This window comes from Sphingomonas sp. ID0503, assembly GCF_048565625.1.
Taxonomy (GTDB): Bacteria; Pseudomonadota; Alphaproteobacteria; order Sphingomonadales; family Sphingomonadaceae; genus JBLZUR01.
Genome location: NZ_JBLZUR010000002.1, coordinates 2291445 through 2317136 on the forward strand (window position 1 = coordinate 2291445; position 25692 = coordinate 2317136).

The 25692-nt window shown below is 66.6% G+C and carries 23 protein-coding genes and 1 pseudogene; 16 read left to right on the forward strand and 8 right to left on the reverse strand.

Features of this window, described 5'->3' with window-relative positions:
* Positions 1-17 precede the first annotated feature (17 nt).
* Positions 18-470, reverse strand: a complete 453-nt coding sequence (locus tag ACM608_RS12210; protein WP_419683488.1) for a hemerythrin domain-containing protein — start codon at positions 468-470, stop codon at positions 18-20.
* A gap of 184 nt (positions 471-654) precedes the next feature.
* Between ACM608_RS12210 and ACM608_RS12215 the strand changes: the two genes are divergently transcribed.
* Positions 655-1602 carry a GGDEF domain-containing protein gene (locus ACM608_RS12215; protein WP_419683489.1) on the forward strand — a complete coding sequence of 316 codons (948 nt, stop codon included), beginning with the start codon at positions 655-657 and terminating at the stop codon, positions 1600-1602.
* Positions 1599-2123, forward strand: a complete 525-nt coding sequence (locus ACM608_RS12220) for a GAF domain-containing protein (protein ID WP_419683490.1) — start codon at positions 1599-1601, stop codon at positions 2121-2123. The genes ACM608_RS12215 and ACM608_RS12220 overlap by 4 nt, the downstream gene beginning before the upstream one ends.
* Here ACM608_RS12220 and ACM608_RS12225 read toward each other — a convergent pair.
* The 3 genes from ACM608_RS12225 to ACM608_RS12235 are packed head-to-tail and all read right to left on the reverse strand — an operon-like array spanning position 2096 to position 4885.
* Entirely contained in the window at positions 2096-2278 is a 183-nt protein-coding gene (locus ACM608_RS12225; protein WP_419683491.1) for a DUF4169 family protein, read from the reverse strand. The genes ACM608_RS12220 and ACM608_RS12225 overlap by 28 nt on opposite strands.
* Positions 2278-4758, reverse strand: coding sequence for a ligase-associated DNA damage response DEXH box helicase (locus tag ACM608_RS12230; RefSeq protein ID WP_419683492.1), 2481 nt, complete (start codon positions 4756-4758; stop codon positions 2278-2280). Before ACM608_RS12230 ends, ACM608_RS12225 begins: the two co-directional genes overlap by 1 nt.
* Complete coding sequence (locus ACM608_RS12235) at positions 4697-4885, reverse strand: hypothetical protein (protein ID WP_419683493.1); 189 nt, start codon at positions 4883-4885, stop codon at positions 4697-4699. Before ACM608_RS12235 ends, ACM608_RS12230 begins: the two co-directional genes overlap by 62 nt.
* Before the next feature lie 104 nt (positions 4886-4989).
* Here ACM608_RS12235 and ACM608_RS12240 point away from each other — a divergent pair, with 104 nt between their 5' ends.
* From ACM608_RS12240 to ftsH, 5 genes are all read left to right on the forward strand, one after another.
* Positions 4990-5991 carry a ligase-associated DNA damage response exonuclease gene (locus ACM608_RS12240; protein WP_419683494.1) on the forward strand — a complete coding sequence of 334 codons (1002 nt, stop codon included), beginning with the start codon at positions 4990-4992 and terminating at the stop codon, positions 5989-5991.
* A 171-nt stretch (positions 5992-6162) separates the two neighbouring features.
* Entirely contained in the window at positions 6163-6702 is a 540-nt protein-coding gene (locus ACM608_RS12245; protein WP_419683495.1) for a (2Fe-2S)-binding protein, read from the forward strand.
* Between the two features lie 205 nt (positions 6703-6907).
* Positions 6908-7711: an RcnB family protein gene (locus ACM608_RS12250; RefSeq protein ID WP_419683496.1), complete on the forward strand. Its 804-nt coding sequence runs from the start codon at positions 6908-6910 to the stop codon at positions 7709-7711.
* A 60-nt stretch (positions 7712-7771) separates the two neighbouring features.
* Positions 7772-8722 carry a tRNA lysidine(34) synthetase TilS gene (tilS, locus tag ACM608_RS12255; protein WP_419683497.1) on the forward strand — a complete coding sequence of 317 codons (951 nt, stop codon included), beginning with the start codon at positions 7772-7774 and terminating at the stop codon, positions 8720-8722.
* 79 nt (positions 8723-8801) lie between these two features.
* Entirely contained in the window at positions 8802-10748 is a 1947-nt protein-coding gene (gene ftsH, locus ACM608_RS12260) for an ATP-dependent zinc metalloprotease FtsH (RefSeq protein ID WP_419683498.1), read from the forward strand.
* 134 nt (positions 10749-10882) lie between these two features.
* Here ftsH and ACM608_RS12265 read toward each other — a convergent pair whose 3' ends face one another.
* Positions 10883-12031: a DUF3667 domain-containing protein gene (locus ACM608_RS12265; protein ID WP_419683499.1), complete on the reverse strand. Its 1149-nt coding sequence runs from the start codon at positions 12029-12031 to the stop codon at positions 10883-10885.
* Between the two features lie 103 nt (positions 12032-12134).
* Between ACM608_RS12265 and ACM608_RS12270 the strand changes: the two genes are divergently transcribed.
* The 5 genes from ACM608_RS12270 to ACM608_RS12290 all read left to right on the forward strand — a co-directional run bounded on the left by ACM608_RS12270 (position 12135) and on the right by ACM608_RS12290 (position 17956).
* A complete protein-coding gene (locus tag ACM608_RS12270; RefSeq protein WP_419683500.1) occupies positions 12135-13418 on the forward strand; it encodes a glutamate-5-semialdehyde dehydrogenase in 1284 nt (427 codons plus the stop codon).
* A gap of 263 nt (positions 13419-13681) precedes the next feature.
* Positions 13682-14719, forward strand: coding sequence for a 4-hydroxyphenylpyruvate dioxygenase (gene hppD, locus ACM608_RS12275; protein ID WP_419683501.1), 1038 nt, complete (start codon positions 13682-13684; stop codon positions 14717-14719).
* 149 nt (positions 14720-14868) lie between these two features.
* The gene (gene hmgA / locus ACM608_RS12280; RefSeq protein ID WP_419683502.1) at positions 14869-16137 is read left to right on the forward strand and encodes a homogentisate 1,2-dioxygenase; all 1269 of its coding nucleotides are present in this window, start codon (positions 14869-14871) and stop codon (positions 16135-16137) included.
* A 2-nt stretch (positions 16138-16139) separates the two neighbouring features.
* Positions 16140-17429 (forward strand): fumarylacetoacetase, encoded by a 1290-nt coding sequence (fahA, locus tag ACM608_RS12285; protein ID WP_419683503.1) that lies wholly within the window; start codon positions 16140-16142, stop codon positions 17427-17429.
* Between the two features lie 77 nt (positions 17430-17506).
* Positions 17507-17956 (forward strand): hypothetical protein, encoded by a 450-nt coding sequence (locus ACM608_RS12290; protein ID WP_419683504.1) that lies wholly within the window; start codon positions 17507-17509, stop codon positions 17954-17956.
* Positions 17957-18232: 276 nt separating this feature from the next.
* Here the strand turns inward: ACM608_RS12290 and ACM608_RS12295 are convergent, their stop codons facing one another.
* Positions 18233-18964, reverse strand: coding sequence for an NTP transferase domain-containing protein (locus tag ACM608_RS12295; RefSeq protein ID WP_419683505.1), 732 nt, complete (start codon positions 18962-18964; stop codon positions 18233-18235).
* Between the two features lie 211 nt (positions 18965-19175).
* Here ACM608_RS12295 and ACM608_RS12300 point away from each other — a divergent pair, with 211 nt between their 5' ends.
* The 3 genes and pseudogenes from ACM608_RS12300 to ACM608_RS12310 form a co-directional block, all read left to right on the forward strand.
* Positions 19176-19514, forward strand: a complete 339-nt coding sequence (locus ACM608_RS12300; RefSeq protein WP_419683506.1) for a P-II family nitrogen regulator — start codon at positions 19176-19178, stop codon at positions 19512-19514.
* A 97-nt stretch (positions 19515-19611) separates the two neighbouring features.
* Positions 19612-21024, forward strand: a complete 1413-nt coding sequence (glnA, locus tag ACM608_RS12305; protein ID WP_419683507.1) for a type I glutamate--ammonia ligase — start codon at positions 19612-19614, stop codon at positions 21022-21024.
* A 115-nt stretch (positions 21025-21139) separates the two neighbouring features.
* Positions 21140-22312 (forward strand): annotated as a pseudogene (locus ACM608_RS12310) (multidrug effflux MFS transporter); the annotation flags it as partial.
* A gap of 69 nt (positions 22313-22381) precedes the next feature.
* Here ACM608_RS12310 and ACM608_RS12315 read toward each other — a convergent pair.
* Both ACM608_RS12315 and ACM608_RS12320 read right to left on the reverse strand, forming a co-directional pair.
* On the reverse strand, positions 22382-24439 hold the full coding sequence (locus ACM608_RS12315) for a TonB-dependent receptor (RefSeq protein WP_419683508.1): 2058 nt from the start codon (positions 24437-24439) through the stop codon (positions 22382-22384).
* Between the two features lie 93 nt (positions 24440-24532).
* Positions 24533-24709 (reverse strand): hypothetical protein, encoded by a 177-nt coding sequence (locus tag ACM608_RS12320; RefSeq protein WP_419683509.1) that lies wholly within the window; start codon positions 24707-24709, stop codon positions 24533-24535.
* A 97-nt stretch (positions 24710-24806) separates the two neighbouring features.
* On the opposite strand from ACM608_RS12320, the gene lepB reads away from it, so the two are divergent.
* Complete coding sequence (gene lepB, locus ACM608_RS12325; protein WP_419683510.1) at positions 24807-25637, forward strand: signal peptidase I; 831 nt, start codon at positions 24807-24809, stop codon at positions 25635-25637.
* The last annotated feature ends 55 nt before the right edge of the window (positions 25638-25692 follow it).

Sequence of the window (25692 nt, forward strand, 5' to 3'; positions counted from 1 at the left end):
GCTTGATGAGCGGGAGATTACCGCGCCCGCTCCAGCTCGGCCGGCTTCCGCTCGTCGAATTTCTCGCCCAGCTCCGCCTGCGTCTCCGCGTCGAGTTCCTTCGCGGCTTCCGGGAACATCTCCTCCTCTTCCTCATCGATATGGTGCGTGTAGCGATGCTTCATATGCGCATAGCACTCGCGCCATTCATCCGAGTCGGGAGCCATGTCGCTCAGCTTCTTGAGGTAATCCTCGATCTCCTTGTGCTCGGCCACCGAATGCTGTGCCTCGTGGCGAAGCTCCGGATCGGCGAGCATCGTGGCGTAGAGCGACTCCTCTTCCGCCGCGGCATGGGCGGTGACCTCGACCTTGAAGTTCGCGAGCAGGTCGCCCCGCGTCTGGCCATCCGCCGCCGCGTCGATCTCACCGAGCAGGCGGCGGTGCAGGTCGTGGTCCTGCTTCAGCTTCAGAAAGATCTCGGCCTCGGCCATGCGTGCTCTCCTTGGGATCAAGGGATGAACCGGCGGCACGCGTAAACTGTTCCTGTCGCGACGGATTCGCATGCCCCGTTACGAGTTATTCACCAATTTTCGCCATTGGGCGTCTGGTTAACGGAGGCTGATCTTGATCAATCCGAGGCCAAGGGTTTCTCGTCTGTCGAGCCACTTCGCCGAGATGGCGGAGTCCACCTCGCGCCTGTCGCGCAGGGTTGCCTCGATCATTGCTACGCTGGCGCTTCTCCTGACCGGTGCGGTCGATTACGCCACCGGAGAGCACATCTCCCTCCTCCTCCCGTACATGGCCCTGACGGTCTATGCTGCCTGGACGCTGGGCGAGCGCGCCGGCGTCGTCATGGCGGTCGCGGCTGGACTGACCAGCCCGATCCTCAACTACGTTCCCTTGGACATTCCATCCCAGCTTTCTCTGGGTGTGATCGCGTGGAACGCCGCCGCCCGCATGGTCATCATGGTGGTCGTCGCGCTGTTCGTGAACGCGCTGCACGACGCCATACTCCTCGAACGCTGGCGCGCGGAAACGGACACGCTGACCGGCGCCTTGAACAAGGGCGCGTTTCACGCCCGTATGCAGGGCACGATCGAGGCGGCGCGCAGGCGCGGGGCCGCCCTCGTCCTCGGCTATCTCGATCTCGACGGTTTCAAGGGCGTCAACGACGGTCACGGCCACTCTGCCGGCGACCTCGTGCTCAAGGCCTTCGCGGACGGGGTAGGCGGCGCGGTTCGCCATAGCGACCTGTTCGCACGGATCGGTGGCGACGAGTTCGTCGTGCTCCTGACGGTGCCGGAAACCGCAGCCGGCGACGGCGCGGCGGAGGCGCTCCATGCGCGCCTCACCCGTATCCTGCGCGGGACCGGCTTCCCCGTGACCTGCAGCATGGGCGCCATCATCGTCGACGCGCGCCAGGTTTCGAACGGCGACAGCATGCTCGAACTCGCCGACCACCTGATGTACGAGGTGAAGCGCACCGGCAAGAACGCGCTCCGCATCGCGCGTGGCGACATGATGGGCGATGCGCTCCGGACCGCCTTCCCGCCTGCGCCCTTGAGCGACCTCGATCAGCTGCTGATGCGGATCGACCATGCCGAACGGGCGCTGGCCGCATGAAGTTCTCTTTCTACTCACCCGCGCCGCGACCGACTGGCGAGGCGCACCGTCAGGCGATCGTCGATCGGAGCGGCGTGTTCGAACATGCCGACGATCCCGTGCTGCAGGCGCTGGTCGACGAGGCTGCCGCGCTGTGTGGGACACCCCTCGCCGCCGTGTCGATCGTCGACAACGACCGGCAATGGTTCGTGGCGCGCCACGGCCTTGATGCCCGCGAGACCGCCCGCGCTATATCCTTCTGCGCCCATGCTCAGCTGGGGGAAGAGGTCTTCACCGTGCCGGACGCCGCGCAGGACAAGCGCTTCTCCGGCAATCCGCTGGTGACGAGCGGCATGCTCCGCTTCTACGCGGGTGCCCCGCTGGTGTCGGAGGACGGCACCGGGATCGGTGCGCTGTGCGTCATCGACGGCGCGCCGCGAGAGCCGCTGAGCGCGGAGAAGCGGGCGCGGCTTCGGGAGCTATCCGCGAAGGTCATGGCGCGCATCGCCGAGTTTCAGCCGCCGGTCTCGCGCTGCGCCTGATCGACGGCGCCGGTCAGGCGCGCGCGCTCGGCCTCGTCGCGGGCCTTCTCGGCCTTGGTGCGGCCGTGAAGCGCGCGGTTCGCCTGCGCCTCGACCTCCTTGGCCGAGCGCGCCTTGGCTTTGCGCGCCTGACGCAGGTTGACGATCTCGGCCATCAGTCCTCCCCGTCCATCGCCTCGGCGGCGAGTGCCTCGGCCTCGATCAAGAGCGCGTCGTCGGCGCTGCCGGTCGCGACGCGCTCGCGCCCGATCAGCACCAGCACCGGCACGGCGAGCGGAGAAACGCGCGTCAGGTCGGCATGGACGATGCGGTCGTTAGCGGTCTCCAGCAGATGGCCGAGCCGCCCGACATCGGTCATCCGCGCCCGCGCATCCTCCCATGCCGCACGCATCAGCAGATGGTCCGGCTCGTAGCGGCGCAGCACGTCGTAGATCAGGTCGGTGGAGAAGGTCACCTGCCGCCCCGACTTGCGCTTGCCGGGATGCTGCCGCTCGACCAGCCCGCCGATCACTGCCACCTCGCGAAAGGCGCGCTTCAAAAGGTGTGACTGCTGCACCCAGTCCACGAACTCGTCCTCCAGAATGTCTGGCGAGAAGAGCGGGCGCGGGTCGGTCACCGGCTTCAGTGAATAGGTGGCGATCGCGTAATCCGACGCGACGAAGCCGATCGGCTGCAGCCCCAGGGTCTCCATCCGCTTGGTAACCAGCATCCCCAGCGACTGGTTCGCGTTCCACCCCTCGAAGCTGTAGACGACCATGTAGTGCCGCCCTTCACGCGGGAAGGTCTCGATCAGCAGCTGCCCCGGCTCCGGCAGGACCGATCGCCGGTCCTGCATCTCCAGCCATTCACGCACGTCGTCGGGGAAGCGGTCCCACTGGCTGCGATCGTCGAGGAACCCGCGCACCCGGTCCGCGAGGTTGGTGGAGATCGGCATCCGCGCCCCGCCATAGGTCGGGATGCGGGCCGGCCGGCTGGTCGCGCGCACCACCAGGTCGGTCGCGTCGATATGCTCGACCTCAAGAACCAGCCCTGCGAAAAAGAAGGTGTCGCCGGGTGACAGCGTGTTGCCGAAACTCTCCTCGACCTTGCCCAGCCGCCGTCCGTTCTTGAACCGCACCTCCAACATTGTCGCCTCGACGATGATCCCGGCGTTCAGGCGATGCTGCGCCACGAACTTCGGATGGCTGACCCGCCACAGCCCGTCGGGCCCCTTGGTGAGCCGCCGGAACTTGTCATAGGCCTTCAGCGCATAGCCGCCGGTGGCGATGAAGTTCAGGACGCGGTCGAATACCTCATCCGACAGCGCCGAATACGGCGTCGCCGACCGCAGCTCGGCGAGCATCGCATCCTGTTCGAAAGGCTCCGAACAGGCGAGCGCCATGACATGCTGCGCCAGCACGTCGAGCGCGCCCATGCGGAACACCTCATGGTCCAGCTCGCCCGCCTCGACCGCGTCCAGCGCCGCCCGCGCCTCCAGATATTCGAAGCGGTTGCCGGGCACGATCACCGCCCGGCTCGGCTCGTCCAGCCGGTGATTGGCGCGGCCGACGCGCTGGAGAAGGCGCGACGATCCCTTCGGCGCGCCCATCTGGATGACGAGATCGACATCGCCCCAATCGACGCCGAGGTCGAGGCTGGCGGTCGCGACCAGCGCGCGCAGCCGTCCATCGGCCATCGCCGCCTCCACCTTGCGCCGCGCCTCGATAGACAGCGATCCGTGGTGGACGCCGATCGGCAGCTGCTTCTCGTTCACCTTCCACAGATCCTGGAAGATCAGCTCGGCAAGGCTGCGGGTGTTGCAGAAGACGATGGTGGTGCGATGCGCCTCGATCGCGGCCATCACCTGCTCGGCCGCATAGCGCCCCGAATGGCCGGCCCAGGGGACGCGATCCTGCGGCAGGAGGATGTCGACCTCGGCCGGCGCACCCGGATCGCCCTCGACCAGCGTCACCTCCTGGAACAACCCGTCGGGTGCCAGCCAGGCGCGATACAGGTCCGCATCCGCTACCGTCGCCGACAGCGCCACCCGCCGCATCGCGGGCGCGAGCCGCTGCAACCGCGCCATGCACAGCGACAGCAGGTCACCCCGCTTGCCAGCCGCAAAGGCGTGAACCTCGTCCACCACGATCGTCTTGAGATTGGCGAAGAGCTGGTCGCTGTCCGGGTAGGACAGCAGCAGGCTGAGCGACTCCGGGGTGGTCAACAGCATCTGCGGCGGCTTCGCCCGTTGCCGCGCCTTCCGATCCGAGGGCGTGTCTCCGGTCCGCGTCTCGACCCGGATGTCGAGACCCATCTCCTCGATCGGCGTCAGCAGGTTGCGCTGCACGTCCACCGCCAGCGCCTTCAGCGGCGAGACGTAGAGGGTGTGGAGCCCATCCTGCGGCCGCTCGACCAGATCGGTCAGGCTGGCGATGAACCCCGCCAGCGTCTTGCCCGCACCCGTCGGCGCGATCAGCAGGGTATGCGCGCTCACCCGCCCTGCCGCGAGCATCTCCAGCTGGTGCCGGCGCGGTGTCCAGCCCCGGCCGGCGAACCAGTCCGAGATGACGGGCGGCAGACCGCCCGCCGCCGCTTCAGTCTGGCGCGCTCTGGCTCTCGGCTTCGCGGCGGCGCTCGTCGCGGTTTTCGCGGGCATAGAGGTCACGCGCGCCCTGTTCGCTGCGCGCCGCCGACGTCTTGCGGTTGCGCAGGATTGCCCAGATCAGCGCTGCGGCCAGTACGATCGGGCCGACAATGGTCATCAGCGACCAAAGACCTTCCATGATTCAGTCCTCTCTCGATCATCGCGAGACTGGCCAACGCAGCAGGGCGGCGGTCGATCCGGCCAAGATGGAACTTGTGCATCACGCCAACCATATAGGGCGTGATGCCGCGCCTCGCCTCCTGGATCGATCCCCGCCCGGCCGGCATCTATTTGCCGACCGCCGATGCCTGGATCGATCCGTCCCAGCCGGTTGCCCGCGCGCTCGTCACCCACGGCCATGCCGATCACGCGCGCGGCGGCCACGGATCGGTGCTGGCGACGGCGGAGACGCTGGCGATCATGGCCGCGCGCTACGGCCCGCAGAACGGCCAGCCGATTGCCTATGGCGAAAGCCTGAAGGTCGACGGCATCGACGTGAGCTTCGTCCCCGCCGGCCATGTCCTGGGCTCCGCGCAGATCGTGCTGGAAAAGGATGGCGAGCGGGTCGTCGTCTCCGGCGACTACAAGCGCCGGCCGGACCCTACCTGCGCGCCGTTCCAGCCGGTGCCCTGCGACGTGTTCATTACCGAGGCGACCTTTGGCCTGCCCGTTTTCCGCCATCCGGACACGCCTGCCGAGATCGACCGCCTGCTCGCCGCCCTCCACGCCAATCCCGATCGCTGCGTGCTGGTCGGCGCCTACGCGCTCGGCAAGGCGCAGCGCGTCATCGCAGAGGTCCGTGCGCGCGGCCATCATGCGCCGATCTACATCCACGGCGCGCTGCAACGGCTTTGCGACCTCTACCGCGACCACGGTGTTGAACTGGGCGAGTTGATCGCCGCGACCGGCGTGCCCAAGGCGGCGATGGCCGGCCACATCGTCATGGCCCCGCCGTCGACCCTGAACGACCGCTGGTCCCGCCGCCTCCCCGATCCGATCACCGCGATGGCGAGCGGCTGGATGCGCGTGCGCCAGCGTGCGCGGCAGAAGAATGTCGAACTTCCCCTCGTCATCTCCGACCATTGCGATTGGGACGAGCTGACCACGACCTTGCAGGAGGTCGCCCCTTCCGAAGTCTGGGTCACCCACGGCCGCGAGGACGCCCTCGTCCACTGGTGCATGACCCGCCAGATCAAGGCCCGCGCACTGGAACTGATCGGGCGCGAGGACGAGGACGAGGGATGATTCGATCCTCCCCATCGCAGATGGGGAGGGGGACCAGCGAAGCTGGTGGAGGGGCGGCGACGCCGGTGCGCACCCTCCCCTCCACCACTCGGCTGCCGCCGAGCGGTCCCCCTCCCCATGCTGCGCACAGGGAGGATGGATGACGCCGACGCCTTCCCCTAAAGCCCACCCATGACCGCCTTCACCGTCAACGGCCGCCCGGTCCGCTACAAGCTCGCACCCGAAACCCCGCTCCTCTGGGCGCTGCGCGATGCGTCCAACCTCACCGCCGCCAAATACGGCTGCGGCATCGGGCAATGCGGCGCCTGCACGGTGATCGTCGACGGCAACGCCACCCGATCCTGCCAGGTGACGATCGGCGCGATCGAGGGAAGTTTCGTCACCACCCTCGAAGGCCTGTCGCAGGATCGCAGCCACCCGCTGCAGCAGGCCTTCGTCGCGGAGAACGTGCCGCAATGCGGCTACTGCATCCCCGGCATCATCATGGCCGCGCAGGCGCTCCTCGCTCGCAACAGCGACCCCGCCGATGGCGACATCGACGCGGCGGTCACCAACCTCTGCCGCTGCGGCATCTACCCCCGCCTGCGCGAGGCGATCCGCCGCGCCGGTCGCGTGATGCGCGGACAGGAACAGATCGCCGCCGCCCCGCCCCCCGGCATCACGCTGAAGGACGCGGCACAGGCGGTGCCCGCGCTGAAGCCGGGGAAGTAATCAATCCACAGTCACGTCATCCCAGCGAAGGCTGGGATCGCTGTCTACTTGCCCGCCCGATTCCAGCCTTCGCTGGGATGACGCTTCGATCACAACCCTTTCAGTTCGCTGACCATCCAGTTCAGCACCTCGACAGTCCGCATCGCGCATTGAACCATTCGAGGGCGATCCGCATTGAGGCTGCGCCCGGAGAGGATGACAAGAGATGAGGACGTTACTGCTCGGCATGCTGCTCGCCGCGACCGCGGCGACCCCCGTCCAAGCCGATCCCGGCGACCGGCGCCCCCGCGCCGAACGGCAGGAGTATCGCCGCGAAATCCGCGAGTCCCGCCGCGACGTGGCGCAGGCCCGGCGTGAGGTGGTGCGCGAACAGCGCGACGTGAACCGCGCCGTCCGCCGCGATGCGCCGCGCCGGGTCGTCGCCGCCGAACGCCGCGACGTGGTGCAGGCCCGCCGGGACCTGCGCGGCGAACAGCGCGATCTCGCCCGCGACCGCCGCGACTATCGACAGGATCGCGGCGTCAACGTCGCACGCGGCAACTGGCGCGACGACCGCCGCTGGGACAATGACCGCCGTGGAAACGATCGACGCGATTGGGACCGACGCGATAATGACCGCCGCGACTGGAACGACGGCCGTCGCTATGGCGACAACCGTAACTGGAACAACGGCTATCGCTGGTCCGGGCAGGGCAACTGGAACCGCGGCTGGCGTGATGACCGCCGCTACGACTGGTACGGCCACCGTGCGCGCTATGGCAGCTACTACCGCCTGCCCCGCTATTATGCGCCGCGCGGCTACAATGCCGGATACCGCGCCTGGTATCGCGGCTACCGCGCCGATCCGTATTTCTACGGCCGCACCTACTGGATCGAGGATCCGTACTACTACCGCCTTCCCCCGGCCTACGGCTCCTATCGCTGGGTCCGCTATTACAACGACGTGGCGCTGGTCGACATCAGCAGCGGCGTCGTCGCCGACCTGATCGCGAACTTCTTTTTGCAGTGAGTTCAATCTCCCTCTCCCCTTGTGGGAGAGGGCTTTTACGCTTTGTGTTAGACAGATGGAGTGAACGCCCCATCCACCCAGCCCGTCGATCGTTTCACTCGCGCTCTCAGCGGCATCGACCGCCTCGCGCTCGCGGTCTCGGGCGGGCCGGACAGCCTCGCCCTCCTCCTTCTCGCCGCCGAGGCGCTACCCAACCACATCGCCGTCGCCACCGTCGATCACGGCCTCCGCCCCGAGGCCGCGCATGAAGCCGCCTACGTCTCCGCCATCTGCGAAGCGCGCGGCATCCCGCACGACACCCTCCGCGTGAGCGTCGAGACGAACGGCGAAGGCACCCAGGCGGCCGCCCGCACAACCCGTTACGACGCCCTCGCCCGATGGTGTGCCGACCGGGGCTTCGCGCATCTCGCCACCGCCCACCATGCCGACGATCAGGCGGAGACCCTGCTCATGCGCCTCGGTCGGGGTGCGGGCCTCCCCGGCCTCACCGGCATCCGCTCCAGCCGCCCGCTGACAGACAGTGTCACCCTGATCCGCCCCCTCCTCGGCCACAGCCGCGCCGAACTCCGCGCCATCGTGGACACCGCTGGCATCGCGCCGGTCGATGACCCCTCCAACCGCGATCCGCATTACGATCGCACGCGGGCCCGCGCGCTTCTCTCCAACGGCTACCCCGATGCCCACCGCCTTGCCCAATCCGCCTCCCATCTCGCGCAGGCCGAGGAGGCGCTCGCCTGGGCCGCCGCGCAGGAATGGTCCCGCCGCGCCGCGCAGGACGGGTCCGGCGTCTCGCTTGACCCCGCTGGCCTGCCCGACGAACTCCGCCGCCGCCTCGTGCTCTTCGCCTTCGAGACCCTGGGCGCGTCGGCGCCGCGTGGACCCGACCTCGCCCGCCTCATCGCCACCCTCGCCGCCGATAAAATCGCCACGCTGGGCGGTATCCGCGCCGAAGGGGGGCCGCTCTGGCGCTTCCGCCTTGCGCCGCCTCATCGAAGCGGGCGATCATCGTGACGGAAAGAAGTCACCGAACGTCGCATTGTCTTTAACCTGATCCGGATTATCTATCCGACTCGGGCAGAGTGGATCGAGAATGAGCGAAAACAAGGAACCGTCGGGCAACCCCTGGATGAAGAGCCTCCTGATCTGGGTGGGCATCCTCGTCGCGCTCGTCCTGTTCGTGTCGATCTTCGACAGCTCCAGCCGCACGCAGGCGGGCGACGCGATCGCCTATTCCGACTTCCTGCAGAAGGTCGACGAGGGCACCGTCAAGCAGGTGCAGATCGCGGGCGAGCAGGTGACCGGCAAGTTCACCGACGACACCAGCTTCCGCACCTATGCGCCTGCGCAGGAGAACGTGACCAACCGCCTCGTCGGCAAGGGCGTCAAGTTCGCCGCAGCGCCCGAGGAGCAGGCCAGCTTCTGGATGATCCTCCTCTACCAGTCGCTCCCCTTCATCCTGATCCTCGGCATCGCCTTCTTCGTGATGCGCCAGATGCAGAAGGGCGGCGGGGCCGGCGGCGCGATGGGCTTCGGCAAGTCCAAGGCCAAGCTGCTGACCGAGAAGTCGGGCCGCGTCACCTTCGACGACGTCGCCGGCATCGATGAGGCACGCGAGGAATTGCAGGAGATCGTCGATTTCCTGAAGGATCCGTCGAAGTTCGCGAAGCTCGGCGGCAAGATCCCCAAGGGCGCGCTGCTGGTCGGATCGCCCGGCACCGGCAAGACGCTCCTCGCCCGCGCCATCGCGGGGGAGGCGGGCGTACCGTTCTTCACCATTTCCGGTTCCGACTTCGTCGAGATGTTCGTCGGCGTGGGCGCCAGCCGCGTGCGCGACATGTTCGAACAGGCGAAGAAGAACGCGCCCTGCATCGTCTTCATCGACGAGATCGACGCCGTCGGCCGCCATCGCGGTGCCGGCCTCGGCAACGGCAATGACGAGCGTGAGCAGACCCTCAACCAGCTTCTGGTCGAGATGGACGGGTTCGAGGCGAACGAGGGCATCATCATCATCGCGGCGACCAACCGCCCCGACGTGCTCGATCCCGCGCTGCTGCGTCCGGGCCGCTTCGACCGTCAGGTTGTCGTGCCGCGCCCGGATATCGAAGGCCGCGTAAAGATCCTCGAAGTCCACATGAAGAAGGTGCCGCTCGCCCCCGACGTCGTCGCCCGCACCATCGCGCGCGGCACGCCGGGATTCTCCGGCGCGGACCTCGCCAACCTGGTCAACGAGGCGGCGCTGATGGCCGCCCGCCTCGGCAAGCGCCTCGTCGCGATGAGCGAGTTCGAGGCGGCCAAGGACAAGGTCATGATGGGCGCCGAGCGCAAGTCGATGGTGATGACCGAGGACGAGAAGCGGATGACCGCCTATCACGAGGCCGGGCACGCGCTGATCGCGCTCGTCGAGCCGGCGTCAGACCCGATCCACAAAGCGACGATCATCCCGCGCGGCCGCGCGCTCGGCATGGTCATGCGCCTGCCGGAGCGGGACAGCTACAGCTATCACCGCGACAAGATGTACGCGAACCTGTCTGTCTCGATGGGTGGCCGCGTCGCCGAGGAGATCATCTTCGGCTACGATAAGGTTTCCTCCGGCGCCTCGGGCGACATCGAATACGCCTCCAGCCTCGCCCGCGACATGGTGACCCGCTGGGGCATGTCGGACGCCCTCGGCCCGCTCCAGTATTCGGAGCCGCAGGGCGAGACCTTCCTCGGCTATTCGGCCAACCAGCCGATCCGCATGTCGAACGAGACCGCGCAGCTGATCGACGCCGAGATCAAGCGCATCGTCGAAGGCGGGTACGAGCGGGCGAAGGAAATCCTCACCACCCGCATCGACGACCTCCACGTCCTTGCCAAGGCGCTCCTCGAATACGAGACGCTGTCGGGCGAAGAGATCAAGAAGATCATCGACGGCGGCACGCTCGACCGTGGCGAGGAAGCCCGCAAGCGCAACCCGCTGCTCCCCACCGCCGGCTCCTCGATCCCCAAGAGCAAGCGCCCCGGCGGCTTCGGAGACCCCGCACCGCAGGGAGCGTAATGAAGCAGGAAAGTCGTCCATCCCGAGCGAAGTCGAGGGACGGCGGCCGAGCGTAGGCGAGGCCTCTACGGTCGCCATCTCGGCTTCGCTCGATGATGGTCCCTCGACTTCGCTCGGGATGGACGGGGCTGAAGCTACCCCGCCAGCCCCAGATACAGCAGCATCAGGAAGAACAGCGTCGTCGTCACCGACGTCATCACCAGCAGCGTCGCCGTCCGCGCCGCCGCCCCCCAGCGGCCCAGCCCATAGGCGCCCTTCAGCTGACGGTACATGTGGACCGTCACGCCGCCGATGAACACGACCCACAGCCAGTCGCCGCCCGCCCCCGCGAAATAGACCAGGGTCAGCCCGATCGCGAACAGCGTCACGAAGGCGAGCGAGTAGGTCGCGAAGATCGCGTGGTCGTACATGCCGACATCGCGCCGGAGCGGGAACAATAGCCAGATGAACGGCAGGGAGATCGGGATCAGCGCCCAGCTATACTTGTACGCGGCGCTCTTCACCTTGTAGAAGGCGAGGTCCGGGTTCTCCTTCAACACCTTCAGCTTGGCGTCGAGATAGCTGGATCTGGTATCCACCGGCATGCCGTCATCCCTCCCGACGACCCCCACCGCCGCCGCAGCGCGGTTGAGGTTGGCGAGGTCCTCATTCGCCTCGGCCAGATCGGCGGCGATCTTCTCCTTCTCCGCCGCATTGCGCCCGCTCTCCGGCCGGGCGGCGCTCGCCGCCTGCCTCTGCAGGGTCGCGACCCGCGCGCGCAGGCGCACCTGCTCCTCCGCCATCTCCCGCTTCATCGCGCCGGAACCCTCCAGAGGGCCGAAGTTCCAGTGCTTGGTCAGCGAGGATGTCACCGCAAACAGCAGGAAGACCGAGAACAGGAACAAGGCCATCGGCGACACGAACTTCGCCCGCTCGCCCTTGGCATAGCGTCGCGTCAGCTCGCCGGGCTTGGCGAACAGCATGGGGAGCGTGCCCCAGACCTTCCCCTCGAAATGGAACACGCCGTGGCCGATGTCGTGGACCAAGGCCATGACGGTGCGGTGGACATGCCCGTGCTGCCCGCACATCTGGCAATAGGGCCCGGCCAGATGCGCGCCGCAATTGGCGCAATCGTCCGAATGGTCGTGCCCCGGCGCATGCGCCCGCTCGACCTCCCGCGCCAGGATCCCTCCCGCCGCGATGCTCCCCATTGTCTCGGCCGCGTCTTCCATCGCCGCATCATGCCGCAGCGCGGGAGATTGTCGAGGGCCGGGCTCCCGCGCACCCAATGCTTCAATCGTCATCCCAGCGAAGGCCGGGATCGCTCGGGACGGGTAGCGTCCGCTGACAACGATCCCAGCCTCCGCTGGGATGACGGAAATGGCCGGGTGTGATACGCTGCACCTCATGGCCACCGCAGCACTCGACCGCGCCGACACGCTGGACGCCGAAGCCCTGATCTTCGACATGGGGCGTCGTGCGCGCGCCGCTGCCGCCGTGCTCGCCGCCACCCCGACCGCGCGCAAGGCCGAGGCGCTGCGCCATGCCGCCGCCGCTCTCCGCGCGACGCAAGCCGACATCCTCGCCGCCAATGCCGAGGATGTCGCCAAGGGCAAGGCGAACGGCCTCACCGCCGCGCTGCTCGATCGCCTGACCCTCGACCCGGCCCGCCTCGAAGGCGTGGCCAAGGGGCTGGAGGCGGTCGCCGCCCTCCCCGATCCCGCCGGCGAGGTGATCGACGAGCGCACGCGCCCCAATGGCCTGATCCTCCGCCGCGTCCGCGTGCCCTTGGGCGTGGTCGGCATTATCTACGAGAGCCGCCCGAACGTGACGGCCGACGCCGGCGCGCTCAGCATGATGGCGGGCAATGCCTGCATCCTGCGCGGCGGGTCGGAGGCGATCGCCAGCAGCCGCGCGATCCACAAGGCTCTGGTCACGGGCCTCGAACAGGCCGGTCTTCCCGCCGATGCGATCCAGCTCGTTCCCGTCACCGATCGCGCTGCCGTCGGCGCGATGCTCGGCGCGGCCGGTCTCATCGACATCATCGTGCCGCGCGGCGGCAAGGGCCTCGTCGCCCGGGTGCAGGCCGAGGCGAAGGTGCCGGTCCTCGCCCATCTCGACGGCCTCTGCCACACCTATATCGATGGCGCGGCCGACGCAGAGATGGCGCTCACCCTCGCCGTCAACGCCAAGATGCGCCGCACCGGCATCTGCGGCGCGACCGAGACGCTGCTAATCGACCGCGCCTTCGCCGATCCCCGGCCGATCCTGTCGGCGCTGATCGACAAGGGCTGCGAACTGCGCGGTTCGGACGAGGTTCGCGCGCTCGATCCCCGCATCCTCTGCGCCGACGAGGCGGATTGGGATACCGAATATCTCGACGCGATCCTCTCGGTCGCGTTCGTCGATGGCGTGGACGCGGCGATGGCGCACATCGCCCAACACGGCTCCCACCACACCGACGCGATCGTCACCGAAGATGCGGAGACTGCCGCCACGTTCCTGAACGGCGTCGATTCCGCGATCGTGATGTGGAACGCCTCGACCCAGTTCGCCGATGGCGGCGAATTCGGCTTAGGCGCGGAAATCGGCATCTCGACGGGTCGGTTGCATGCGCGCGGGCCGGTCGCGCTGGAGGGGCTGACAACGTATAAGTGGCAGGTCATCGGCACAGGACAGGCGCGCGCGTAGGGAGCGCTATCCCCTTAACGTCGTTCCCGCGAAGGCGGGAATCCACCGACCAACGCCTCCGCAGCGCCGATCAGGAAGCGGAACGGTGTAGCATACCGCTCGGAGGATCGATCGCCTGGACGGATGGATCCGCCTCCGCGGGATGAGGGGAGCGCGGGGGACGTTCGCCCTCGCCACCAACCTGTCGCCCGCGCGTTCCTGTGCTAGATAGAGCGCATGAACCGCAGGGCTGGACAGGCCCGCGACATGACATGGAGATGGACATGACCGACGAGAGCAACCCTCTCGGCCTGAATGGATTCGAGTTCGTCGAATTCACCTCGCCCGACCCGCTGGCGATGGGCGAGCAGCTGGAGGTGCTGGGCTTTACCCCCACGCACCGCCACCCGACCAAGAACATCACCCGCTACAAGCAGGGCCGCATCAACCTGATGCTCAACCGCGACGCCGACGGCCGCGTGGCGGCCTTCCGGGGCGTCCACGGGCCCTCCGCCAGCGCGATGGCCTTTCGCGTCTCCGATCCGGCGGCCGCGCTCCGCTGGGCGCTCGACCACGGTGCCGAGGCGACCGAGGAGGACGACACCGTCATCATGGGCATCGGCGGGTCCTACCTCTACTTCATGCAGGACGGGGTGGACGCCTATGCCGATTGGGCGGAGTTCGCCGGCTGGCGGGAGGCGGAGGCGCGCAACAGCGTCGGCCTCGACCTGCTCGACCACCTCACCCACAATGTCCGGCGCGGGCAGATGCGGGTGTGGAGCGAGTTCTACGCCGGCCTGTTCGGCTTCGAGGAGCAGAAGTTCTTCGACATCAAGGGCAAGGCCACTGGCCTGTTCAGCCAGGCGATGATCGCCCCCGACCACGCGATCCGCATACCGCTCAACGAGAGCCAGGACGAGAACAGCCAGATCGAGGAGTTCATCCGCGACTATAACGGTGAGGGCATCCAGCACCTCGCGCTCACCACCGAGGACATCTACGCCACGGTCGAGAAGCTCCGCGCGCGCGGCGTCCGCCTGCAGGACACGCCGGAGACCTATTACGAGCTGGTCGACAAGCGCGTGCCCGGCCATGGCGAGGACCTCGAACGCCTTCGCCGCAACCGCATCCTCATCGACGGCAATGTCGGCGAGGAAGGCCTCCTCCTCCAGATCTTCACAGAGACGATGTTCGGCCCGATCTTCTTCGAGATCATCCAGCGAAAGGGCAATGAGGGCTTCGGCAACGGCAATTTCCAGGCGCTCTACGAAAGCATCGAACTCGACCAGATCCGCCGCGGCGTCGTCAAGGTGGACGCGTGAGGGACACCCCCCATCCTCCCCAGCAGAGCTGGGGAGGGGGACCAGCGAAGCTGGTGGAGGGGCCGCCGTCACAGACGGCGGTTGCACCCCCGTCCCTCCACCATCCTTCGGGTGGTCCCCCTTCCCGAGCTTCGCTCAGGGATGATTACATGTCCGGCTTCGGCAACCACTTCGCCAGCGAGGCGATCCCCGGCGCGCTTCCAGTCGGGCGCAACAGCCCGCAACGCCCGGCCTTCGGTCTCTATGCCGAACAGCTCTCCGGCACCGCCTTTACCGCGCCCCGCCACGAGAACCGTCGCTCCTGGCTCTACCGCCTCCGTCCCAGCGCCAGCCACCCGCCCTTTGCCCGCTATGACGGCGCAAAACTCTTCGTCCCCGGCACCGACCCCGAACCGCTCGCACCCAACCGCCTGCGCTGGAGCCCGATCGCCGACCCCGCCCGGGGCACCGACCTGATCGACGGCCTCGTCACCATGATGGCGAACCGCGACCCGGCCGATCTGGAGGGCGTCGCCGTCCACCTCTACGCCGCCAACGCAGACATGAACGACCGCGCCTTCTTCAATGCGGATGGCGAGATGCTGTTCGTGCCGCAGGCGGGCCGCCTCACCCTCCTTACCGAACTCGGCCGCATCAACCTCGCACCCGGCCAGATCGCGTTGATCCCCCGCGGCATCCGCTTCCGCGCACTCCTCCCCGACGGTGCGGCACGCGGCTATGTCGCGGAGAACCACGGCGCGCTGTTCCGCCTGCCCGAACTCGGCCCCATTGGCTCGAACGGCCTCGCCAACCCCCGCGACTTCGAGACGCCGGTCGCCTGGTTCGAGGATGAGGACCGCCCCTTCACCCTGATCCAAAAGCATCTCGGCTCACTCTGGCAGACCACGCTCGACCACAGCCCGCTCGATGTCGTCGCCTGGCACGGCAATCTCACACCCTGGCGCTACGACATGAGCCGCTTCAACACGATCGGCAGCGTCTCCTTCGATCATCCCGACCCGTCGATCTTCACGCTGCTCACCTCGCCCTCCGACGTGCCCGGCCGGGCCAATGCCGATTTCGTGATCTTCCCGCCGCGCTGGTCGGTGGCGGAGGACACCTTCCGCCCGCCCTGGTTCCATCGCAACGTCATGTCGGAGGCGATGGGTCTCATCCACGGCGCTTACGATGCCAAGGCGGAAGGCTTCGTGCCCGGCGGCCTGTCGCTCCACAACATGATGGCGGGCCACGGCCCCGACGTCGTCAGCTGGCGCGGGGCGAGCACGGCCGAGCTGAAGCCGCAGAAGATCGCCGATACGCTGGCCTTCATGGTCGAAAGCTGCTGGCCCTATCGCCCGACGCGCTTCGCGCTCGACCACGCCCAGCCGGATTACGACGCCGCCTGGGCCGACTTTCCCAAGGCAAGGCTGCCGGAGTGACGATGATCGACGAGACCCACGACCCCGCCCGCACCAGCTGGGTCGCCTCCGCGAACGGCCATCCCGACTTCCCGATCCAGAACCTGCCCTTCGGCATCTTCTCTCCCGAAAGCGGGGAAGCGAGACCCGGCGTGGCGATCGGCGACGCGATCCTCGACCTGGGCCTGATCGCCAGCCTTCTGCCGGAACGCGCCGCGACGCTGCTCGGTGGCAAGACGCTCAATGCCCTGCTCGCCCTTCCCGCTGACGAGCGGATCGGCCTGCGCCGCCGCCTGTCCGAGCTGCTGTCGGATGAGCGTCACCGCCGGACGGTCGAACCGGCGCTTCACGATGCCGCGTCCTGCCGCCTGCACCTGCCCTGCGCGATCGGCGACTACACAGACTTCTACGTCGGCATCCACCACGCCAACAATATCGGGCGGCAGTTCCGCCCGGACAATCCGCTGCTGCCGAACTACAAATACGTGCCGATCGGCTATCACGGCCGAGCCTCCTCAATCCGCCCCTCCGGCGAGCCGCTGACCCGCCCGAACGGCCAGCGCAAGGCACCCGATCAGGAAGCACCGACCTTCGGCCCCAGCCGCCGCCTCGACTACGAACTGGAACTTGGCGTTTGGATCGGAGCCGGCAACGAGCTCGGCCAGCCGATCCCCATCGCCGAAGCCCTGTCGCATATCGCCGGCTTCTGCCTGCTCAACGACTGGTCAGCCCGCGATCTCCAGGCCTGGGAGTACCAGCCGCTCGGCCCCTTCCTTGCCAAGAACTTCCACAGCACCATCTCACCCTGGGTCATCACCCCTGAAGCCCTCGCCCCTTTCCGCATTCCCCAGCCCGCCCGAGCCGAGGGCGACCCAGCGCCGCTCCCTTATCTCCGGAACGAGAACGATCAGGCCACCGGCGCGCTCGGCCTGATCTTGGAGGCGGCGATCAGCACCCCCACGATGCGGCAGGACAACCTCCCCCCGCATCGCATCAGCCACGGGCCGGCCGCCAACATGTACTGGACGGTTGCCCAGATCGTCACGCATCACGCCTCGAACGGCTGCAACCTGCGACCCGGCGACCTGCTCGGCACCGGCACGATCTCAGCGCCGGACCGTAGCGGCTTCGGCAGCATGACCGAACTGACGCGCGGCGGCGCGGAACCGCTCGCTTTGCCGAACGGTGAGACACGCGGCTTCCTGGAGGATGGCGACGAGATCATCCTCTCAGCGCGCGCCGAGCGGGAAGGGTATGTCCCGATCGGCTTCGGTCCCTGTCACGCCATCGTGCGGCCGGCACCCGTGATCTAGGCCGTAGACTCATAAAGCGGACGATCCGCGCTCGCCCAACTAGCGGATACAACCGCGATGGCCAATAAGATGCTCCCGTGACACGAACCGCACTCGCCCTCGCTCTCCTTGCTTTTGCACTCTGCGGTTGCGAGCCGCTGCGAGGCGTCGTTTCACAGAAAGACGTTGGCACGGCGGTCGATACAAAATGCATAGATAAGACGCTCCGGCAAGCTTTCGGCAAGGTCGAGCGATGGGACTACGTTGCTGACGGTAACACCTTCCCAAACGGCACGAGCGTAGCTCAGTTTGCCTACTACAACTGGAATAGTGCGGGATGGGTGACTTTGGATGTTGGGCGCGTGAACGGAAAAACGCGCGTAAGCCATTCCTTCACCGGCATTGGTCCGGAGCTTCCTCAACAGTCATTCCCGCCCGCTATCCGCGCGATGCAGAAGGCGGGTGAGGTGTTGAGAATGGCATGCAACCTCGATCTGTCTAGCATGAAGCTAAGGGCAGTCGGGCAGAGCGTCGAAGCGTTAAATTAAAAGCTCAACGTCCGCTAACCACCAATTCCGGCCGTTCGTCCCTCGTGCCCGCGAGCGACGTTTGATGGGTTCACGACCTGAGATTTGTCGGCTCCGGTTTGGGATGTCCCTTTTTCCTTCCAATGTAGGAAAAGAAGTGCTTTCCCGCCGATGGCTCTTTCGATCGTTTATCATCCGCTCTCGCGTGCGGGCGCGCGCAGGCGGGCGCGCACGCGCACGTTGAAGCTGGACCTTTGAGACTTTCCGGCTCCCACGAGCCTTCGGTGCAAGCTCGACCTAGCCGGCCCAGCCCTTCGCCAGGGCCTCGGCGCGCGGCAGATCCTCCGGGAAGTCGACCTCGCCCCATTCCTCGCCGTGGATGCTGGTCGTTTCCACGCGGCCGGTCTGCGCGATGGCGTGGATTGCCTTCAGATACCAGTTGCCGGTCCCCTCGGGCGTCCTGAGCATCGCCTCGACCTCGGCCCGGAACCGCGCCGCCCCGTCGCCGCGATAAGCGATGAAGCCGATGCTCTCGGCATTCACCGGCGCATTGCCGAGCCGCTTGCCGATCTGGCGCAGCCGGCCATCGGGATCGCGCACCACCTTCATGTCGTCCGCGTCGTAATCGTCCTTCTCGTCGACGCTCACCGTGATACCCGGCTTGGCATTGGCCAGCACCTTGGCGACCAGCGCCTCGCTGATCAAAGTGTCGCCGTTCAGCGTCAGGAGGTCGCCCTCCAGCCAGTCCCGCGCGATCCACATCGATCCGAGATTGTCCGCGACCTTGTAGAAGGGGTTGAACAGGGTCGTAACCTTCGGCCCGCCGGTCCGCCGCGCCAGCGCCGCCGTCACCTGATCGTCGCGGAAGCCCACCACGACGACCACCTCCGTCACTCCGTTGGCGGAGAGCACGTCCAGCTGCCAGTCAAGCAGCGTCCTGCCGGCAAACTCGATCAGGCATTTGGGGCGGTCGGCGGTCAGCGGCAGGAGGCGCGATCCCTGCCCGGCCGAAAGGATGATGGCTCGCATCAGTGGGCAGTTACCGCAGACTTGGCCGCGCTTCCAGCCGCCTGCGTGTCGATCGGGGAAGCATTTCGGTGCCTATAATCGCGTCAGTTGATCGGAACTGCCCGCAATCTTGGCATTCGCATTCGGTTCACGGCCAAGCCGCCGTGTTCGCCTTGCGACTCGTCCGGGGCCGCGCCTATGACAGCCGGGTTACTACGCGACCGGGGGCAGCGTGAAGAAGATCGAAGCGATCATCAAGCCGTTCAAGCTGGACGAGGTGAAGGAGGCGCTGCACGAGGTCGGCGTGTCCGGCATCACCGTGACCGAGGCGAAGGGCTTCGGCCGGCAGAAGGGCCATACCGAACTCTATCGCGGTGCGGAGTACATCGTCGACTTCCTGCCCAAGGTGAAGCTGGAGGTGGTCGTCGACGACAGCCTCGCAAGCCGTGTCGTGGAGGCGATCGCCGCCGCCGCGCAGACCGGCCGCATCGGCGACGGCAAGATCTTCGTCTACGCGGTGGAGGATGCGATCCGCATCCGCACCGGCGAACGGGGCAGCGACGCGATCTAAGAAGGACGGCGCTCCGGAAGGCGCCGCAGACGGAAGAGGCCTGAAGACAGGTTTTGATTCGCCGGTCAGCGCCGGCAAGAGCGAGGGAAGACAAGATATGGCCAACAAGGCGTCTGACGTCCTGAAGATGATCAAGGACAAGGAGATCGAATGGGTCGACCTCCGCTTCACCGACCCGAAGGGCAAGTGGCAGCACCTGACCATGGTGTCGTCGGTCGTCGGCGAGGACGAGCTGAACGACGGCTTCATGTTCGACGGCTCCTCGATCGAAGGCTGGAAGGCGATCAACGAGAGCGACATGATCCTGAAGCCGGATCTGGACGCGATCTGGGTCGATCCGTTCTCTGCTACCCCGATGCTGATCCTCGTCTGCGACATCGTCGAGCCGTCGACGGGCGAGCTCTACGCCCGCGATCCGCGCTCCTGCGCGAAGCGGGCTGAGGCCTATGTGCAGACGCTGGGTATCGGCGACACCGTCTATGTCGGGCCGGAAGCCGAGTTCTTCATGTTCGACAACGTGCAGTTCGCGACCGAGTACAACGAATCGTACTACAAGATCGACGACATCGAACTGCCGACCAACACCGGCAAGGAATATGAGGGCGGCAACCTCGCCCATCGTCCGCGTGCCAAGGGCGGCTACTTTCCGGTCGCCCCGGTCGACAGCGCCGTCGACATCCGCGCCGAAATGGTCTCCACCATGCTCGAAATGGGCCTGCCCTGCGACAAGCACCACCACGAGGTCGCGGCGTCTCAGCATGAACTGGGCCTGACCTTCGGCACGCTCGTCACCACCGCCGACCGCATGCAGATCTACAAGTATGTCGTGTGGCAGGTGGCGCAGGCCTACGGGAAGACCGTCACCTTCATGCCGAAGCCGATTGCCAAGGATAACGGCTCGGGCATGCACACCCACATGTCGATCTGGGACAAGGGCAACCCGCTCTTCGCCGGCAACGGCTATGCGGGTCTGTCGGACACCTGCCTGTACTTCATCGGCGGCGTCATCAAGCACGCCAAGTCGCTGAACGCCTTCACCAACCCGTCCACCAACAGCTACAAGCGGCTGGTCCCGGGCTATGAGGCGCCGGTGCTGCTCGCCTATTCGGCGCGCAACCGCTCCGCCTCCTGCCGCATCCCCTACGGCACGGGCGCGAAGGCGAAGCGGGTCGAGTTCCGCTTCCCGGATGCGATGGCCAACCCGTATCTCTGCTATGCGGCGCTGCTGATGGCGGGCCTCGACGGCATCCAGAACAAGATCCATCCCGGCGAGGCGATGGACAAGAACCTCTACGATCTGCCGCCGGAAGAGCTGGCTCAGGTCCCGACGGTCTGCGGTTCGCTTCGCGAGGCGCTCAACAGCCTGGAGGCCGATCACGAGTACCTGCTGAAGGGCGACGTGTTCACCAAGGACCAGATCGAATCCTATATCGAGCTGAAGTGGCCGGAGGTCGCCCGCTGGGAGATGACGCCGAGCCCGGTCGAGTTCGACATGTACTACTCGGCCTGATCCTTTCCACAGGTCCGAACGGGGGAGGCGGCGTCCGGCGACGGGTGCCGCCTCTTTTTGTACTGAAGGGTTGCCAAGGGTTGATTGTGCGCTGCGGCAAGCGCAGTTGGGCACCATGTCCCCAGCTGTGCAAACGGTCCCGGGCGCACCGACGTTGCGCATCGGCTTCCCGACTTTCGTCGCACTCGTCGCGGCCGTCATGGCGCTCAACGCGCTCGCCATCGACATCATGCTGCCCGCCTTGCCGCATATGGCGGAGGACTTCCGTCTGCCGAATCCCAGCACGGCGCAGTGGATCATCGCGTCGTACATGTTCGGCTTCGGCGGCGCGCAACTGATCTACGGGCCGCTCGCCGATCGCTATGGCCGCCGCGGCCTGCTGCTTGGCGGGATCGTCGCATACGGGATCGCGGCCGGCGTGGCCGCGGCCGCCAAGACCTTCGAACTGATGCTGGTCGCCCGTGTGCTCCAGGGCATTGCCGCCGCGTCCACACGAACGCTTGCCGTCGCGGTCGTCCGCGACTGCTTCGCCGGGCGGCAGATGGCGCGCGTCATGTCGCTGACCTTCATCGTCTTCCTGATCGTCCCGATCCTGGCGCCGTCGATCGGGCAGGCCGTGATGGCGGTCGCCCCGTGGCACTGGATCTTCCTGTTGCTGGTTGCCTATGCGGCGATCGTGGCCGTGGCCGTCTGGGCGTTCCTGCCCGAGACGCTGCACCCGGAGTACCGACAGCCCCTGCAGTTCACGCGCATTCGGGACGCCGCCAAGCTGGTCGTCACCGATCGCCTGTCGCTCGGCTATACCCTCGCCAGCACCTTCCTGTTCAGCATGCTGATGGCGTTCATCAATTCGTCGCAGCAGATCTTCGGCACCACCTTTGGCGAGCCTGACCTCTTTCCGATCATCTTCGCCTGTGCGGCAGGCACGATGGCACTTGGTGCCTTCCTCAACTCCCGCATCGTGGAGCGGCTCGGCACCCGCCTCGTTTCGCATAGCGCGCTGATCGTCTTCTGCGTTATCGTCGTCGTTCACTTGGCGATCGCTCTCTCCGGTCTGGAGACGATCTGGACGTTTTCGGTCGCGCAGGCCGCGATGATGGGCGCTTTTTCCCTGTGCGCCTCAAACTTTTCCTCGACCGCGATGGAGCGGCTCGGCGCGATCGCCGGCACCGCGGCCTCGATTCAGGGGTTCATATCGACGATCCTCGCCGCGCTCATCGGCATCGTCATCGGGCAAGCCTTCGACGGCACCAGCCTGCCGCTGGTCATCGGCTATTGCGTGGTGGCGTTCGCTGCCCTGATCACCGTCCTTCTGACCGAGCGGGGCCGGCTGTTCCGGCCCCACAACGCGCCCGCCCTACAGGCTCACCCGCGCACTGATGCGGAAGTCGCGACCGGCAAGTGGGGCATAGTCCTTCAGGAAGGACGCATGCCGCCGGCCGACGACATCGAAGATGTTGTTCGCCGATGCCGTGATCGTCACCGGGCTATCGGACGGCTTCCATGACAGGGACGCGTTGACCAGGGTGAAGCTGTCGGTCGGCGTCTCCACGGCCGCGACGCGATCCTGCTTGTCGTTCCACTCCGCCTCGACACGGCCGGTCAGCATGTCGGACTGCGCCTCGATACCGCCGAGCACGCGCAGCGGCGGAATGCGCGGCACTGGTCCCTGATCGGTCAGCGTGGCGCGCGTGTAATCGGCACTGGCGTTTGCAAGGATACCGAAGCCGCCGACTTGGCCGAGCTTGGCCGAGCCCTGCACCTCGAACCCCCAGAGGCGCGCCTTGCCCTGGCCACTCTGGTAGACGGGCAAGCCATCTTCGACCGCGCCGGTCTGCGCCTCGTAGATGAAGCTGGAAAACCAGTTGTGATAGGCGGACAGTTCCAGATGGAGTGGGCCAGCGTCGCCACGCAGCACCGCCTCCACGCCCCAACTCTTTTCCTTGCCGAAGTCCGGATCGCCGATCTCGAACGCCTGCGTGCCCGCATGGGGGCCGTTGGCGAACAGTTCCTCGGCCGTGGGCGTCCGCTCGGTGCGGCTCACATTTGCGCCGAGCCGCCACCGACCCAGACCGTAGCTCGCACCGATAGATCCGGAGACAGCATCGAACGACCGGGAAAGCTCAGGATTGCCGAGATCCTGGTCGGCGTGAGCGCTGACCTTGCTGTGCTCGTACCGCGCAGACGCCTCCGCCCGGAACGCACCGAAGTCGACCTGCTGCAGCGTGAAGACACTGACCTGCTCGGTCGAGTTCTTGGGCAGGAATTTCTCCTCACCGATGACATTGAAGTCGCGGATGAAACCCTGAGCGCCGAAGGATCCCGACCAGACCCCCTGCTTGGCCTGAAGCAGGTCGAGGCGCGCTTCCATCGATTTGTTGTAGAAGGTGGTACCGACCTCGCCCGTCTCCTCCAGTTCGGAATGGCGGTAATTGGCGAAGCCGCCGCGGAACTTGATCGACTGAAGGAAGCCGCCACCGGTCTCGACCTCGCCGCGCGTATCGACGCGGGTCTGCTTGACGTCGAGCCGCACCTCCTCCGCCTCTTCGTCCGGCGCAAGCGCGTAACGAACGGGCACGCCATAGAGGCTGTCGTAGCGGGTGACGGAGAAGCCGAAATTTCCGGTTTCCGTGATCACCGCAGCACCACCCGAGACATCCCAGGTCCGCGCCACGCTGTTCGGAAGTCGTCCTTTCAAATCGGCGAGACCTGCGATCTCCGCATCTCCGCTCGCCGCCGCTGCGGCGCGCTGCGGCCGGGCAAGCACATGGCCGCCGATGTCGAGGTCGCCGGTCTTTGAATAGCTGCCGTCGACATGCAGCACGATCTTGTCGCTGGCCGGCACGTCGATCCGGCTGGAGATCGACCGCTCGTCCGCCGCCGAGCCGTAGGTCGCGATGGCATCAACATGGGCGATGTCTTCCGGCACGCGGCGGGGAATGCGGCTGTCGATCACGTTGACCACGCCGCCGATCGCCGATGGGCCGTAGAGGAGAGCGGATGGCCCGCGCAGCACCTCGATCCGGTCGGCAGTCAACGGATTGATGACGACGGCGTGATCCACGCTCGTCGCGGACGCGTCGAAGCTGCCGATGCCGTCCGTCAGGATCTTCACCCGATCGCCTTGCAGACCGCGCAGGACCGGACGTGAGGCGTTCGGTCCGAAGCTGGTCGCCGACACGCCCGGCTGTCGGGCGAGGGTCTCGCCAAGCGTCGTGCGCAAGTCGCGGGTCAGTTCCTCGCCGGTCAGGACGGCCGTGCCGGCGTTGATGGCGAAGCGATCCTGCGGAAGGGCGGCGGTGACGACGATGTCGGCGTCCTGCGCAGGATGATTGTGGTCCCCGCTCGCTTGGGCGCCCCAGGCGGGAGCCGACAAAGCCGCCGCCGCCACACTCGTCAACCACGCAATACGCATACACAGCTCCCTTTAAGGTCCCGCTGATATCCGTAATGTTATACTATCACAACCGATTTGTGCGCTGCTTCATCAGGGCGCATTCGGAACCGATCAGATCCCTGTGTCGCCCTTGGACCTGCGGCTCCGCCTGCCCGCACTGATACCGATGAACAGCGCCAAACCGATCATCACGCCGATCCCGGCGCGCGTGGACAGAAAGTCCGGAACGAAGCTCGCGAGGTAGTCCACCACAGTCCGCATCCACTCCACAGCCTTGACGAACTTCATGCAGGTCGATGCGTGACCGTAAGATTAAGAAAACTGTGCCGCGAACGGTTCGTCGCACCCTTGACCCGCCACGTCGCGCCCCTCAAACCCTGCCGCCATGCTGAAGCCGCGCCGCGCCCGATCGACCAAGCCGAAGAAGGAAGAGACCTTTCTGGGCAATCTCCGCTTCACCCTGATCATGGTGATCGTGGTGGTGCTGGTCCGCAGCCTGATCTTCGCGCCGTTCAGCATCCCCTCCGAATCCATGGTGCCGCGCCTTCTGGTCGGCGACCATCTGATCGTGACGAAGTGGGATTTCGGCTGGTCGCGCTACAGCTTCCCCTTCGGCATCGTGCCCATCAAGGGCCGCATCTGGGGGAGCCCGCCGGAACGCGGCCAGGTTGTCGTGTTCAAGGCCCCGCCGGGGAACAGCAGCGATTATATCAAGCGGGTGATCGGCCTGCCGGGGGACCAGATCCAGATGAAGAACGGGCGGCTGTTCATCAACGGCACGGGCGTGCCGAAGGTGCGGATCGCCGATCTGGTCATTCCATTCACCCCGACGATGGCCTGCCGCCAGCCCTCGCCACCCCGCTATGAGAAGCAGGACGAGGCGGCGGGCGTCTGCCGGTACACCCGCTTCCGCGAGACGCTTCCGAACGGGAAGAGCTACGAGGTGCTCGACATGGGCTACTCACCTCAGGCCGACGACACCGGCGTCTATATCGTGCCGGAGGGGCACTACTTCATGATGGGCGACAACCGCGACAACTCCGCCGACAGCCGGTTCGAGGCGATGGACGGCGGCGGGATCGGCTTCGTGCCCTTCGAGAACCTGCTCGGCCCGGCGCGGGTGATGTATTTCTCGACCGACGGCAATGCCGAGTGGCTGAAGCCTTGGACCTGGTTCACGGCGGCGCGGTGGGACCGGATCGGGGGAACGTTCTAGGCGACGTAGGAGGGCTGCGGAGCACCTCGGTGCTTGACCCGAGCTTGCCTGCCGC

Excerpts from the sequence above, each read along its gene's own strand:
- ACM608_RS12210 (WP_419683488.1), bottom strand. The coding sequence starts at position 470 with ATGGCCGAGGCCGAGATCTTTCTGAAGCTGAAGCAGGACCACGACCTG.
- ACM608_RS12215 (WP_419683489.1), top strand. The coding sequence starts at position 655 with ATGGCGGAGTCCACCTCGCGCCTGTCGCGCAGGGTTGCCTCGATCATT.
- ACM608_RS12220 (WP_419683490.1), top strand. The coding sequence starts at position 1,599 with ATGAAGTTCTCTTTCTACTCACCCGCGCCGCGACCGACTGGCGAGGCG.
- ACM608_RS12225 (WP_419683491.1), bottom strand. The coding sequence starts at position 2,278 with ATGGCCGAGATCGTCAACCTGCGTCAGGCGCGCAAAGCCAAGGCGCGC.
- ACM608_RS12230 (WP_419683492.1), bottom strand. The coding sequence starts at position 4,758 with ATGCCCGCGAAAACCGCGACGAGCGCCGCCGCGAAGCCGAGAGCCAGA.
- ACM608_RS12235 (WP_419683493.1), bottom strand. The coding sequence starts at position 4,885 with ATGGAAGGTCTTTGGTCGCTGATGACCATTGTCGGCCCGATCGTACTG.
- ACM608_RS12240 (WP_419683494.1), top strand. The coding sequence starts at position 4,990 with ATGCCGCGCCTCGCCTCCTGGATCGATCCCCGCCCGGCCGGCATCTAT.
- ACM608_RS12245 (WP_419683495.1), top strand. The coding sequence starts at position 6,163 with ATGACCGCCTTCACCGTCAACGGCCGCCCGGTCCGCTACAAGCTCGCA.
- ACM608_RS12250 (WP_419683496.1), top strand. The coding sequence starts at position 6,908 with ATGAGGACGTTACTGCTCGGCATGCTGCTCGCCGCGACCGCGGCGACC.
- ftsH (WP_419683498.1), top strand. The coding sequence starts at position 8,802 with ATGAGCGAAAACAAGGAACCGTCGGGCAACCCCTGGATGAAGAGCCTC.
- ACM608_RS12265 (WP_419683499.1), bottom strand. The coding sequence starts at position 12,031 with ATGACGATTGAAGCATTGGGTGCGCGGGAGCCCGGCCCTCGACAATCT.
- ACM608_RS12270 (WP_419683500.1), top strand. The coding sequence starts at position 12,135 with ATGGCCACCGCAGCACTCGACCGCGCCGACACGCTGGACGCCGAAGCC.
- hppD (WP_419683501.1), top strand. The coding sequence starts at position 13,682 with ATGACCGACGAGAGCAACCCTCTCGGCCTGAATGGATTCGAGTTCGTC.
- hmgA (WP_419683502.1), top strand. The coding sequence starts at position 14,869 with ATGTCCGGCTTCGGCAACCACTTCGCCAGCGAGGCGATCCCCGGCGCG.
- fahA (WP_419683503.1), top strand. The coding sequence starts at position 16,140 with ATGATCGACGAGACCCACGACCCCGCCCGCACCAGCTGGGTCGCCTCC.
- ACM608_RS12295 (WP_419683505.1), bottom strand. The coding sequence starts at position 18,964 with ATGCGAGCCATCATCCTTTCGGCCGGGCAGGGATCGCGCCTCCTGCCG.
- glnA (WP_419683507.1), top strand. The coding sequence starts at position 19,612 with ATGGCCAACAAGGCGTCTGACGTCCTGAAGATGATCAAGGACAAGGAG.
- ACM608_RS12315 (WP_419683508.1), bottom strand. The coding sequence starts at position 24,439 with ATGCGTATTGCGTGGTTGACGAGTGTGGCGGCGGCGGCTTTGTCGGCT.
- ACM608_RS12320 (WP_419683509.1), bottom strand. The coding sequence starts at position 24,709 with ATGAAGTTCGTCAAGGCTGTGGAGTGGATGCGGACTGTGGTGGACTAC.
- lepB (WP_419683510.1), top strand. The coding sequence starts at position 24,807 with ATGCTGAAGCCGCGCCGCGCCCGATCGACCAAGCCGAAGAAGGAAGAG.